Raw genomic sequence first — 11,573 nt, forward strand, 5'->3', positions numbered from 1 at the left:
AACTCGATGGTCCAGCCTGACGTCTAGCGGCGATCGCCCATGAACTGCAGCAGGAACATGAACAGGTTGATGAAATCGAGGTAGAGCCTCAACGCGCCCATGATGGCTTTGCGGCCGGCGACATCCGAAGCATCGCCCTCGAAATACATCTCCTTGATGTTTTGCGTGTCATAGGCGGTGAGGCCGGCGAAGATCAGCACGCCGGCAGCCGACACGGCGAAGGACAGCGCCGACGAGTGCAGGAAGATGTTGATCACCGACGCGATGATGATGCCGAACACGCCCATGATCAGGAACGAACCCATCGCCGTCAGGTCACGCTTGGTGGTGTAGCCGAACAGCGACAGCGCGCCGAAGGCCGCGGCCGTGGCGAAGAAGGTCTGAGAAATGCTGGCCGTGGTGTAGACCAGGAAGATCGACGACAGCGACAGGCCGACAAGGCCCGCATAGACCCAGAAGGTAGTCTGCGCCGCCGAAACGCTCATCGACTGAACGCGGAACGACAGGAACATCACCGCAGCCAGCGGGGCAAAGATCACGACCCATTTCAGCGGCGAGCCGAAGATCGCATAGCCGAAGGAGGTCAGCATTTCGCCGCTTGACAGCGTCGCGACAGCCGAAGCCGGATCGGTGGTGGTGGCCAACATGATCGTGCCGACAGCGGCAAGACCGGTGATGAGGAGGCCAAGCCCCATCAGATTGTAGACCTTGATCATGTAAGCGCGCAGGCCCTGATCGATGTCAGCACCGACACCGACGCCGGGCACGGCGCGCGTCTGGTAGTTGCGAATGGGATCAGCCATTGAAGTCCTCTATTGCTTCTGCCCCGTCCGGTGTCAGGCCCTTTCAGACCCAGGCGCCGCTGGCAGGGCTCCAGCATGCCTGTGGCGAAATATGATGGTTATTCGCGTCAAGAACAAGACCGTAACCGGATGTAACGGTTCGTGAGACAACGAAGCGTCGATTTTCCGGCTTCCCAGACGGAATTCTTACCAAGATTTAATCCGGGATGGCCGTTCCGTGCCCGAGATCACAGGTTGCGCAGCACCGGTGCTGCCTTGTGGCCGAGCACCCGCCAGGTGCCGGCGAGACCAATGCCGACCGTGATCACCAGCGAGAACAGAATAGTTGCCACCGCCACCTCGGGCATGAAATGCGACGGCAATGTCATGATGCGCGCGACGACGAACCAGGCCGCGGCACTGCCCGCGGCCAAGGCGAAGATCGCCGTGGCGAGCCCGATCAGCATGTATTCGAGCGAGAAGGCCGATATCAGAGTCCTGCGTGTCGCGCCAAGCGTCTTCAGCACCACCGCGTCATGGATGCGCGCCCGGTTGCCGGCGGCAAGCGCGCCCGCCAGCACCAGCACCGACGCGATCAGCGCCACGCCGGCGGCCGCCCGGATCGCCGTGCCGAGCTGCCCGACCAGCCGGTTGACGACATCGAGCGCATCCTTGACCCGCACCGTCGTCACCGCCGGGAAGGCGCGGGTGACGGCATTGAGGATGCGGGCGTCGTCGGCCGCGGAGGCATTCTTTTCGGTCAGCGTCGCAATCCAGCCATGCGGCGCGCCCGCGAATGTGTTTGGCGAGAACACCATGACGAAATTGATGCCCATCGTTTCCCACTCGACCTCGCGGAAATTTGCGATCCTGGCCGTGACATTGCGGCCGAGCACATTGACGGTGATGGCGTCGCCGAGCTTCAGCCCGATCTCCTTGCCTTCCTGCGCCGAAAACGAGACCAGCGGCTCGCCGCTATAATTGTCCGGCCACCAGCTGCCTTCGGTCAGCGTCGCGTTTTGCGGCTGCCTGGCGTCGTAGGTCAGGCCACGATCTCCCCTCAGCACCCAGGCGCCTTGCGCCGGCACCTTCACCTTGTCGACATCGACGCCGTTCAGCGCCATCACCCGGCCGCGCAGCATCGGCACCTTGGCCAACGTTCCCTGCGGCGCCTCCCCGCCGATCAGCGCCGAGAAGGAAGCGACATCGCTGCCCTGGATGTCGACGAAGAAGAAATTCGGCGCCCGTTCCGGCATACTGCCGGAGATCTGCCGCCTGAGATTGCCGTCGATCAGCGCCAGCGTCACCAGCAGCGTCAGCCCAAGTCCCAGCGACAGCACAACCGATGGCGTTAAGGCGCCAGGCCGATGGATGTTGCCGATGGCGAGCCGCAGCGCCACGAACCGCACACGCGGGCTCTTCCTGGCCGCCCATTGCACCAGCGCGCCGACAAGGCGCAGCACCAGGAAAGCGAAGATGGTGGCGCCGACGAAGATCGAGGCGATACGCTGGTCGTCCGAGGATAAAATTGCCAACGCCGCCAACAGCAGCGCAATGCCGAGTGCCGCCACGACATAGACAGGTCGGGGAGAACCTCGGCCTTCAAGCCCCATCTCGCGAAACAGCGCAGTGGCCGGCACGTCGCGGGCGCGGCCGAGCGGCAGCAACGCGAAGGCCAGCGTCACCAGCAGACCGAACAGCGCCGCCATGCCGAGCGCGCCGGGATAGAAGCCGCCCTCCGCCGGCACCGGGATGACCTTATGAAGGGCAGCGCCGGCCACGAACGGCATTAGCGCGCCAAGCACCAGGCCGAGCACGATGCCGAGCGTGGCGATAATCAGGATCTGCACCAGGTAGACGGCAAAGACAAAGCCACCCGAAGCGCCCAGGCTCTTGAAGGTGGCGATGACGCCGCGTTTGCCGTCGAGATAGGCGCGCACCGCATTGGCGACGCCGACGCCACCGACCACCAGCGCCGTCAGCCCAACCAGCGTCAGGAACTGCGAGAAGCGCTCGATGTTGGACGACAGCGCGGGAGCGGCGTTGCTGCGCGTGCGGATCGACCAGCCGGCCTCCGGAAAATCCCTGGCCGCCTGGTCCTGTATGGCCTTGAGCCGCGCCTCGTCGGCGTCCGCCGACAGGCGGACCTTGTAGGCATTTTCGACCAGGCTGCCGGGCTGGATCAAACCGGTGGCCGCCAGCCCTTCGGTCGAGATCATCAGCCGCGGCGCAAAGCCGAAGCCATCGGATACGGCATCCGGTTCGTTGACCAGCCTGGCGCGCAGTTCGAAAGTGGCGATGCCGAGCTTCAGCCGGTCGCCGATCCTGAGATGCAGGCGCTCGAACAAGACGTCAGGGGCCGCGGCGCCGAAGACGCCGAACTCTTCGCCGAACAGTTCCTGCTTCGACAATTCCGGTTCGGTGTCCAGCGCGCCGTAGAGCGGGTAGGCATCGTCGACAGCCTTGGCCTCGACAAGCGCCTGGTCGGACCCGTCGGCGAGACGCGCCATTGAACGCATGCCGGCAGTTCTGGAAATCGCGCCGAGCCCGTCAAGAAAATTGCGTTCGGCCTTGCTGGCGTCACGCTGGTTGATCTGGAAGCGTAGATCGCCGCCAAGCAGCGTCTGACCCTGATTGGCGACACCGGCGGTGATCGAACGCGCCACCGAGTTGACGCCGCCGATGGCCGCGACGCCGAGCGCGATGCAGGCGAGGAAGATGAGGAAGCCGGACAGGCCGCCTCGCATCTCGCGCAGCGAGAAGCGAACCGCGAGCCTCAGCGTCTGCGACAACGGCATCAGGCTGTCACCTTGGCGAGTGCCGGCGCTTCGATCCTGCCCGACCGCATCGAAACCTGGCGTGAACAACGCGCCGCAAGCGCCGGATCATGGGTGACCAGCACCAGCGTCATGCCGCGCTCGGCCGTCTTGGCAAACAATAGATCGGCAACTTGCCGCCCCGTCGCCTGGTCGAGATTGCCGGTCGGCTCGTCAGCAATGAGAATGCGCGGCGACGGCGCCAGTGCGCGGGCTATCGCCACGCGCTGCTGCTCGCCGCCCGACAATTCGCCGGGATAGTGGGTGATGCGTTCACAGAGGCCAACCGCCGCCAGCTCGCGTGCCGCAACCGAGAACGGATCGGCATGGCCGGCCAGCTCCAGCGGCACCGCGACATTTTCGAGCGCCGTCATGTTGGGAATGAGATGAAAGGATTGGAACACGATGCCAATGTTTCGGCCACGAAACGAAGCAATCTGATCCTCGCTTTTGCCGTTGAGCAGCTCACCGGCAATTCGGACCGTACCCGAATCGACCCTTTCCAGGCCTGCCAGAACCATCAGCAATGTCGACTTGCCGGAGCCCGAGGGCCCGATGATGCCGGTCGCCTCGCCGGGCGCCACGTCGAGGCTGACGTCCTTCAGCACATGGACCAATGAGGCCCCCTCGCCAAGGGTCAGCGATACGTTTTTTAGCCCAATGACGGCTTCTGTCAAAATGAAAGCGTCCTATATGCGAGGATGAGGGTTCTGCTTGCCGGAAGCCGTCGCCGGAAAAATTCCTTGCTCATATGGGGCCTACCGCATGTCTTTCAAACGCAGGATTGCCGCAGGCCTCGTCGTTTTCCTCGCCATTTGCGGCGCCATGTCGTCGGCGCGTGCCGAGCCGTTCAAGATCGTCGGCTTCGGTGACAGCTTGATGGCGGGCTTCGGCCTTGGGCCAGGCCAGGGCTTTACCGACAGGCTGCAGGCAGCGCTTGGCGCCAAAGGCCATGATGTGATCGTCGCCAACGCCGGCGTCTCCGGCGACACGACGAGCGGCGGCCTGGCGCGGCTCGACTGGTCGGTGCCGGATGGCACGCAATTGGTAATCCTCGAACTCGGCGCCAACGACATGCTGCGCGGCGTTTCGCCCGACATCACCAGGAAGAACCTGGACGAGATGCTGGGCAGGCTGAAAGAACGCAAGATCGCCGTGCTTCTGGCCGGCATGCGCGCCGCGCCCAATCTCGGCGCGGACTACCAGAACGCCTTCGACGCCATATTTCCGGACCTGGCCGGCAAATACGACGTTACGCTCTACCCGTTCTTTCTCGACGGCGTTGCCGGCCAGCCCGGCATGCAGCTCGAGGACGGCCTGCATCCGAGCGCGCAAGGCGTCGACCAGATGGTAGAACGCATCCTGCCGGCGGTCGAGAAGGCCATCGCGGCGGTGCCGGGCAGTTCTTAAGGGTGGGACTGGAGCTCTTTCCGTTAGGGAAGCTTTTTAACAGGGACTGTGACCAACAAACCTCTTGCCCCGTTTGACTATCGATGATTCGCTAGAGGTGACAGTTCGATTCGAGGAAGGGAGGCTCTTCATGCCGCGTCTTTTCACCGCCCTCGAAATACCGCGTGACGCTGCCCTTTCGCTGTCCCTGCTGCGGGGCGGCCTGCCCGGCGCCCGCTGGATCGATGTCGAGAACTACCATCTGACACTGCGCTTCATCGGCGATGTACCTGGTCACGTCGCCGACGAGATCGCCAACGCACTCGACCGCGTCCACCGCCCTTCCTTTTCGCTGGCCCTGTCCGGCGTTGGTGCCTTCGGCCAGAAAAAGCCGCATGCCGTTTGGGCCGGCGTTTCCACCTCGCCCGATCTTGCCGCCCTTCAGGGCGAAATCGACCGCATCTGCCAGCGGCTCGGCATCCCAGCCGACCCCCGCAAGTTCATGCCGCATGTCACACTTGCAAGGCTGCGCAATTCGACCCCGCTGGACGTCGCCCAATATCTGTCGGCGCGCGGCAATTTCTTGACGCTGCCGTTTCGTATCGGTCGCTTCGTATTGATGTCGTCGCGCGATTCGGTCGGCGGCGGCCCCTATATCGTCGAGGAAGCTTGGCCGCTGTCGGGCACGGATGCCCGCGCCTCCAGCCTTGTCGCCAGCGCTTCCGATGCCTCGCGGATCATGCGGTAGACCGAAGCGAAAGCTTCCGCCCCGTCATAATAGGGATCCGGCACATCGCGTGCCTTGCGGTCTGCGAATTCAAGGAACAGTTGCACCCGGTCGCGCATGGCTGCTGGCGCCAGCGCTTTCAGGTCGGCGACATTCGACCGGTCCATGCCGAGGATCAGGTCGAAGCGGGAGAAGTCCTCCGGCGTAACCTTGCGCGCCCTCTGACAGGAAATGTCGACACCGTGATGCGCCGCAACCGCGATCGAGCGTGGATCGGGTGCTGCGCCGGCTTCCCAGCTGCTGGTGGCGGCTGAATCGAGCAGGATATTCCTGCCCAACCCACGCTCCGCCAGCACGGCACGAAAGACGCCCTCCGCCAGTGGCGACCGGCAGATGTTGCCGAGGCAGACGAAAAGAATGGAATTTATGGGCTTTGCGCTCATCGATCGGACACTATGGTAAGGACTCCAGAGACGGTTTCTAAACTCGCCAGGGTTCCAAACAGTCTTTCAGCCGAAATAACACGGGAAACTGACATGACGAGAGAAAAACTGGGCAAGGACGCAATCGCCGCCGCGTTGGCCGGGCTCGAAGGCTGGGCACCGGCTGCGGATGGTGCCTCCATCAAGCGCACGTTCACCTTCGCGAATTTCTCCGAGGCTTTCGCCTTCATGACCCGCGTTGCGCTCGCCGCCGAGAAAATGGACCATCATCCCGACTGGTCGAATGTCTACAAGACCGTCGAGGTGACGCTCAACACCCACGATGCCGGCGGTGTGACCGCGCTCGATATCGATCTGGCCAAGAAGATGAACCGCTTTGCCGGTTAAGGAGATCCAAAGGTGCGCAACCCCAGCTTCGTCATCCACGGGCGGAGGGGGAGCGAAGCGGACGCGCAGACCCTAGAATGACGACGGGAGGGGCGTTTCCGCAAATCTCCAAAGAGGCGATTGCCAGCCTGACGAGCGCCTTTGTAGGCCGGCATCCCCTGAACCGTTGGTCCGCGCGGCAAACACCGATTCCGATTTTCGGGTCGAGGAATGGGCCGGTATCTTGCAGTAGGGGTCGCCTTTCACCACATTTCGCCTCGCCGACATGTGCCGGGTTGCGCATGAGTCCTGCTAGGAGACACTGATGGCGCGACAATCCGGTTTTGATTTCTTCGGCTTTGGCGGCAAGCTCGCCGACGAGAATGAAGTGCGCGAGAAATTCCGGCGGACAGCCAAGAAGGCGGCGCGGCAGATCCCCTTCATGGAAGAGGTCGTCGCCTCCTATTACTGCGCCATGGACAAGAACACGCCGCTGCGCGCCAAGGGCATTCTGCTGGCCGCGCTCGGCTATTTCGTGCTGCCGGTGGATGTCATCCCCGACTTCATCCTCGGGCTTGGTTTCACCGATGACATCGCCGTGCTCACCGCCGCGATCACCGCTGTCAGCGCCCACATCACCCCTGCGCACCGGCAGGCTGCCAAGGACGCCATCGCCGACAAGGGCTGAACAGGCGCACGAAAGCGCCATTTAGGCCGGTTTCGGCGGCGGCATGAAAGTCAAACTCTTGCCGCTTTCGTGGCCTCCAAGTCGCCAAAGGGACGTCGCGCCACTCGCTCGCAAGGCGGCGGCGCGGGAATGGCGGCGGTTTCCTCGGGGTGGGATTCCTTTCTCAAAGGAAATTCACTGTTTGGTAACCCAGATTAAATCAAAATGAAGCGACGGGCAGGACGCCGAGCCGGCCTGCCGCCGCACCTTTGGAATACGGGAAAAACGATGCGCGGATTGATTGCTATAGTTTCGAGCCTGGTCCTGGTCGCCGCGGCAGCGCCGGCACTGGCTCAGTCGGCGACCAAGATCGGCCAGCACAATGCCTGGGGCACCTACAGCTACCAGGCATCGGGCGGCAAGGTCTGCTATGTGCTGACCGTGCCGACCGACAAGCAGCCGCCGACGCTCGACCATGGCGACATGTTCTTCTTCGTCAGCCAGCGGCCCGGCCAGCAAGTGTCCTACGAGCCGCAATTCATCGCCGGCTACAATTTCCAGGAAGGCTCCAAGGCCACCGTCACCATCGACAAGAAGTCGTTCTCGATGTTCACGCGCGGCAAGTCGGCCTGGGTCGAGAACGCCGCCGAGGAGCCGGTGCTGATCGCCGCCATGAAGACCGGCACCGATATGAAGGTGACGGCGAAGTCCGGCCGCGGCAACCCGACCTCCTATGTCTTCTCGCTGAAGGGCATTTCGGCTGCGCTGACGTCGATCGCCAAGTGCAAATAGGCTGGCGCCCACCCCGATAGCCTATGGCGCAATAGCGAAGACCGGCTCCCCGAGGCCGGACATCAGCGCTTTAGATCAAAGGCCCGGCGGGGGATTTGGACCCCGCATCGGAATGACCCGCCGGCGTGTGCCGGCGGGTCTCGATCTTGACGGGTTCAGTCTTACATGGCCATTTTTTCACATTCGGCCTGAGCCTTTTTGGTCGACGTATCGATCATATACGCTTTGCCCTTGGCATCGGTCATCATCATCATGCAGTGCTTGATCGGCTTTGCCATCTTCATCATCTCGGCCGCCATCTTCGCATCCGGCTTCATGGTGCCCATGTGCCCATCCGGCATGATCGCCGTCACCTCTCCGCTCTTCATCATGGTCATTGTGCCCATCGCGTCTTCGGCAAATGCCTGCGAGGCGGAAAGGCCGACGAGGCCGGCAATGAGGGCTAGCTTGATAGAGTTCATTCTGCGTACTCCCATTTTGTAGAGGCAAAGTTGCCCCATTCAGATTTCGAAGGCGCGATGGGAATCGTTACGCAAACACGATCATGTGATCGTTTCCTTGCAGCGGGAGGACAGGGCAAGGTTGCCAGATAGCCGCAGCGGGCCTTCGACCTGCATCCATGGGTTTGGACTCCCACCGCATGACTCTGCCCCCAACCTGTGCTATGCGCCGCGCTTCATGCCGGCACGATAAGTGAAATCGGCCGCAAACCGCTTATATCTGTGCAACCATGACCCTTTCATTCGATCTCACCACCGAAGGCGCCCGTGACGCGTTGCGTGCCCGTGCGGCGCTGCCCGAAAAGCAGTCGCTGATCGGCCTGACGCGCACTGAGCTCGGCGAGGCCCTTGTCGCTTCGGGAACCGTGCCGGAGCGCCAGGCGAAAATGCGGGCCCAGCAGCTCTGGCACTGGATGTATGTGCGCGGTGTCTCCGACTTTGCCGGCATGTTCAACATCTCCAAGGATTTGCGCGCCGAACTCGACAAGCATTTCACCGTCGCCAGGCCCGAGATCGTCGAGGAGCAGATCTCCGCCGACGGCACGCGCAAATGGCTGTTCCGCTTTCCGCCGCGCGGCGCCGGCCGGCCGGTCGAGATCGAGACCGTCTATATTCCCGAGGAAGGCCGCGGCACGCTGTGCATCTCCTCTCAGGTTGGCTGCACGCTGACCTGCTCGTTCTGCCACACCGGCACGCAGAAGCTGGTGCGCAACCTGACATCAGAGGAAATCCTCGCCCAGTTGCTCACAGCCCGCGACCGGCTCGGCGATTTTCCCGACCGCGACACGCCCGACGGCGCCATCGTGCCTGCCGAGGGCCGCAAAGTCTCCAACGTCGTGATGATGGGCATGGGCGAGCCGCTCTACAATTTCGAGGCGGTGAAGAAGGCCCTGCTGATCGCCTCCGACGGCGATGGCCTGTCGCTGTCCAAACGGCGCATCACGCTGTCGACTTCCGGCGTCGTGCCGGAAATTTTCCGCACCGGCGAGGAGATCGGCGTCATGCTGGCGATCTCGCTGCACGCCACCAATGACGATCTGCGCGACCTGCTGGTGCCGATCAACAAGAAGTATCCGCTGAAGGACCTGATCGCCGCCTGCCGCGCCTATCCCGGCCTTTCCAACGCCAAGCGCATCACCTTCGAATATGTGATGCTGAAGGACGTCAACGATTCCATCGAGGACGCAAAAGGCCTGATCAAGCTGCTCAAGGGCATTCCGGCCAAGATCAACCTGATCCCGTTCAACCCGTGGCCGGGCACCAACTACCAGTGCTCGGACTGGGAGACGATCGAGAAATTCGCCGACTACATCAACAATGCCGGCTACGCCTCGCCGATCCGCACGCCGCGCGGCCGCGACATCCTCGCCGCCTGCGGCCAGCTTAAATCGGACTCCGAGCGCATGCGCAAGGTCGACCGGCTGGCGCTGGAGGCCATGATGATCGCGGGGCACGGCGAGGCGTGAGCCGCCGCCTCGCCTGGCTGAAGCGCCTCGCTACGATGGCCGTCGGCTATTTCGCCGCCGTGCTGACCTCGATCCTGGTCCCCGTGCTGCTGATCGCTCTTCTGGAAGGCATCGAAGACGGCAACTGGTTCATCATCTTCGCCTTCGACTGGCTGGGCTCCTTCCCTCTCGCTGTGCTGACCGTGACGATCGGCGCGCTGTTGATCGTCGGCCCTGCGCTCTTCGTTGCCGAACGGTTGTCGCTTCGGGGCTGGTTCTACTTCGCCGCCACGGGTGCGATCACGTCGATCGCCTTTGGCGTATCCATGCCGCGCTCGGCCGGCAGCTTTGTCTTCAATCCGGGTTTTCTCGGGTTTCTGGCCACGGCCGGCATTGCCGCCGGATCGGTCTACTGGCTTCTGGCCGGGCGCAAGTCCGGCATGCCCCGGGGCTAAGATCTGGAATGACCCGTCTCATCGGCTATCTCCTCCGTTTCGCCGTGATCCTGTTCGGCTATGCCGTCGCCTCGCTGGCGGCGAGCGCGTTCCTCAACGTCCTGTTCCTGGCATCGTTGGGCTACACGCCGGAGCACGCGCACCCGACGGCGACGGCTTCCCTGTATTTCTCAATTCCCTTCGTCGCCCTGTTCGTCGCCTATTTCGCCCTGATGCCGGCTTGCGTCGTCATCCTGCTGGCCGAAATCCTAGGCCGGCGCGACTGGCTGTTCTATGCGTTGGCGGGCGCGGTGGTTGCTGGCGTTTTCCTCGGCATGGTCGACCACAGCGGTGACACCACCTTCGCGGTTACCGACATCAGCGCCATCATGGCGGTGATTGGCGGCGGCATGGTCGGCGGCATCTTCTACTGGCTCAGCGCCGGGCGCTGGGCCGGCAGCTGGTGGCAAGAGGAGAGAAAGTCTACTTCGCCTGGGCCGTCAGGATCTTGAGCGCAAAGGCCGAAAAAACGCCGGCGAAGAGATAATCGACCACCCGCGTCACGCGCGGGCTGGCTTTCATCGCCGCCGAGAACTTTTCCGCCGCCAGCACCATCGGCACGGTCACTGGGATCGCCAGCACGATGAACATCGTGCCCAGGAAAAACAGCTTTCCCGGCGCATTCGGGTCATGCGCGGAGACGAACTGCGGCAGGAAGGTCATGAAGAACAGGATGATCTTCGGGTTGAGCAGATTGACGCCGAGCCCGGCCCCCCAGCTGCGCAGCAGCGAGACCTCGGGGCCCGTCTTCTTCTCCGGCGAGAAGGCCGAGCCTCTGGTGACCGCCTGCCAGGCCAGGAAGACGAGATAGCCGGCGCCAAAGATCTTCAGCACGAAGAAGGCCATCGGCGAAGCGACGATCAGCGCCGAGACGCCGACCACCACCAGCGTGGTGTGGATCAGCGTGCCGCATAGTGCACCGGCCATCGAGGCAAAGCCGGTGGCACGGCCCTGGCTCAGCGTGCGCGAGACGAACAAGGTCATGTCCGGACCCGGCGTGATCGCCAGGATGACGGTGGCGATGGCGAACTGGATCAGCGTGGCGGTGTCTGGAATGAACGACATGGTTGGCCCTTTGGCAAGAATATGCATGCCTATAGAGGATGCAGCCCCTCACAGCCAGCGGCTGGGCGGCAAAGGGCTGATCCAGCG

14 protein-coding genes are annotated in these 11,573 nt (G+C 63.0%); 8 read left to right on the forward strand and 6 right to left on the reverse strand.

The features are described from left to right. Positions 1-23 precede the first annotated feature (23 nt). The 3 genes from NKH57_RS02855 to NKH57_RS02865 all read right to left on the reverse strand — a co-directional run bounded on the left by NKH57_RS02855 (position 24) and on the right by NKH57_RS02865 (position 4,275). On the reverse strand, positions 24-803 hold the full coding sequence (locus tag NKH57_RS02855; RefSeq protein ID WP_023758930.1) for a Bax inhibitor-1/YccA family protein: 780 nt from the start codon (positions 801-803) through the stop codon (positions 24-26). Between the two features lie 227 nt (positions 804-1,030). Continuing rightward, positions 1,031-3,580, reverse strand: coding sequence for an ABC transporter permease (locus NKH57_RS02860; protein WP_352941524.1), 2,550 nt, complete (start codon positions 3,578-3,580; stop codon positions 1,031-1,033). Next, on the reverse strand, positions 3,580-4,275 hold the full coding sequence (locus tag NKH57_RS02865) for an ABC transporter ATP-binding protein (RefSeq protein ID WP_352941527.1): 696 nt from the start codon (positions 4,273-4,275) through the stop codon (positions 3,580-3,582). Before NKH57_RS02865 ends, NKH57_RS02860 begins: the two co-directional genes overlap by 1 nt. 88 nt (positions 4,276-4,363) lie before the next feature. On the opposite strand from NKH57_RS02865, the gene NKH57_RS02870 reads away from it, so the two are divergent. Both NKH57_RS02870 and thpR read left to right on the forward strand, forming a co-directional pair. Then, a complete protein-coding gene (locus NKH57_RS02870; RefSeq protein ID WP_352941529.1) occupies positions 4,364-5,008 on the forward strand; it encodes an arylesterase in 645 nt (214 codons plus the stop codon). Positions 5,009-5,138: 130 nt separating this feature from the next. After that, positions 5,139-5,735: an RNA 2',3'-cyclic phosphodiesterase gene (gene thpR, locus NKH57_RS02875; protein ID WP_352606082.1), complete on the forward strand. Its 597-nt coding sequence runs from the start codon at positions 5,139-5,141 to the stop codon at positions 5,733-5,735. Here the strand turns inward: thpR and NKH57_RS02880 are convergent. After that, positions 5,639-6,157 carry a low molecular weight protein-tyrosine-phosphatase gene (locus NKH57_RS02880; protein ID WP_352941531.1) on the reverse strand — a complete coding sequence of 173 codons (519 nt, stop codon included), beginning with the start codon at positions 6,155-6,157 and terminating at the stop codon, positions 5,639-5,641. The genes thpR and NKH57_RS02880 overlap by 97 nt on opposite strands. Positions 6,158-6,250: 93 nt before the next feature. Between NKH57_RS02880 and NKH57_RS02885 the strand changes: the two genes are divergently transcribed. The 3 genes from NKH57_RS02885 to NKH57_RS02895 all read left to right on the forward strand — a co-directional run bounded on the left by NKH57_RS02885 (position 6,251) and on the right by NKH57_RS02895 (position 7,982). Further along, on the forward strand, positions 6,251-6,544 hold the full coding sequence (locus NKH57_RS02885) for a 4a-hydroxytetrahydrobiopterin dehydratase (RefSeq protein WP_352941533.1): 294 nt from the start codon (positions 6,251-6,253) through the stop codon (positions 6,542-6,544). Between the two features lie 304 nt (positions 6,545-6,848). Beyond that, positions 6,849-7,211, forward strand: a complete 363-nt coding sequence (locus NKH57_RS02890; RefSeq protein WP_352941536.1) for a YkvA family protein — start codon at positions 6,849-6,851, stop codon at positions 7,209-7,211. 267 nt (positions 7,212-7,478) lie between these two features. Next, positions 7,479-7,982, forward strand: coding sequence for an invasion associated locus B family protein (locus NKH57_RS02895; protein ID WP_023758938.1), 504 nt, complete (start codon positions 7,479-7,481; stop codon positions 7,980-7,982). Between the two features lie 161 nt (positions 7,983-8,143). On the opposite strand, the gene NKH57_RS02900 is transcribed toward NKH57_RS02895, so the two are convergent. Then, on the reverse strand, positions 8,144-8,443 hold the full coding sequence (locus NKH57_RS02900) for a hypothetical protein (RefSeq protein WP_023758939.1): 300 nt from the start codon (positions 8,441-8,443) through the stop codon (positions 8,144-8,146). A gap of 269 nt (positions 8,444-8,712) precedes the next feature. Here NKH57_RS02900 and rlmN point away from each other — a divergent pair, with 269 nt between their 5' ends. From rlmN to NKH57_RS02915, 3 genes are read left to right on the forward strand one after another with little or no spacing between them, the layout of a single operon-like run. After that, positions 8,713-9,948: a dual-specificity RNA methyltransferase RlmN gene (gene rlmN / locus NKH57_RS02905; protein ID WP_352836929.1), complete on the forward strand. Its 1,236-nt coding sequence runs from the start codon at positions 8,713-8,715 to the stop codon at positions 9,946-9,948. Continuing rightward, on the forward strand, positions 9,945-10,382 hold the full coding sequence (locus NKH57_RS02910; RefSeq protein ID WP_352941540.1) for a hypothetical protein: 438 nt from the start codon (positions 9,945-9,947) through the stop codon (positions 10,380-10,382). The genes rlmN and NKH57_RS02910 overlap by 4 nt, the downstream gene beginning before the upstream one ends. Positions 10,383-10,390: 8 nt before the next feature. Then, positions 10,391-10,873: a hypothetical protein gene (locus tag NKH57_RS02915; RefSeq protein WP_352941542.1), complete on the forward strand. Its 483-nt coding sequence runs from the start codon at positions 10,391-10,393 to the stop codon at positions 10,871-10,873. Here NKH57_RS02915 and NKH57_RS02920 read toward each other — a convergent pair. Beyond that, a complete protein-coding gene (locus NKH57_RS02920; protein ID WP_352941544.1) occupies positions 10,845-11,486 on the reverse strand; it encodes a LysE family translocator in 642 nt (213 codons plus the stop codon). The two genes, NKH57_RS02915 and NKH57_RS02920, sit on opposite strands and share 29 nt — an antisense overlap. Positions 11,487-11,573 lie beyond the last annotated feature (87 nt).

The organism is Mesorhizobium sp. M1050 (assembly GCF_040318715.1).
Taxonomy (GTDB): Bacteria; Pseudomonadota; Alphaproteobacteria; order Rhizobiales; family Rhizobiaceae; genus Mesorhizobium.

Coding starts and splice junctions, on each gene's coding strand:
- NKH57_RS02855 (WP_023758930.1), bottom strand. CDS start 803: ATGGCTGATCCCATTCGCAACTACCAGACGCGCGCCGTGCCCGGCGTC.
- NKH57_RS02860 (WP_352941524.1), bottom strand. CDS start 3,580: ATGCCGTTGTCGCAGACGCTGAGGCTCGCGGTTCGCTTCTCGCTGCGC.
- NKH57_RS02870 (WP_352941529.1), top strand. CDS start 4,364: ATGTCTTTCAAACGCAGGATTGCCGCAGGCCTCGTCGTTTTCCTCGCC.
- thpR (WP_352606082.1), top strand. CDS start 5,139: ATGCCGCGTCTTTTCACCGCCCTCGAAATACCGCGTGACGCTGCCCTT.
- NKH57_RS02880 (WP_352941531.1), bottom strand. CDS start 6,157: ATGAGCGCAAAGCCCATAAATTCCATTCTTTTCGTCTGCCTCGGCAAC.
- NKH57_RS02885 (WP_352941533.1), top strand. CDS start 6,251: ATGACGAGAGAAAAACTGGGCAAGGACGCAATCGCCGCCGCGTTGGCC.
- NKH57_RS02890 (WP_352941536.1), top strand. CDS start 6,849: ATGGCGCGACAATCCGGTTTTGATTTCTTCGGCTTTGGCGGCAAGCTC.
- NKH57_RS02895 (WP_023758938.1), top strand. CDS start 7,479: ATGCGCGGATTGATTGCTATAGTTTCGAGCCTGGTCCTGGTCGCCGCG.
- NKH57_RS02900 (WP_023758939.1), bottom strand. CDS start 8,443: ATGAACTCTATCAAGCTAGCCCTCATTGCCGGCCTCGTCGGCCTTTCC.
- rlmN (WP_352836929.1), top strand. CDS start 8,713: ATGACCCTTTCATTCGATCTCACCACCGAAGGCGCCCGTGACGCGTTG.
- NKH57_RS02915 (WP_352941542.1), top strand. CDS start 10,391: ATGACCCGTCTCATCGGCTATCTCCTCCGTTTCGCCGTGATCCTGTTC.
- NKH57_RS02920 (WP_352941544.1), bottom strand. CDS start 11,486: ATGTCGTTCATTCCAGACACCGCCACGCTGATCCAGTTCGCCATCGCC.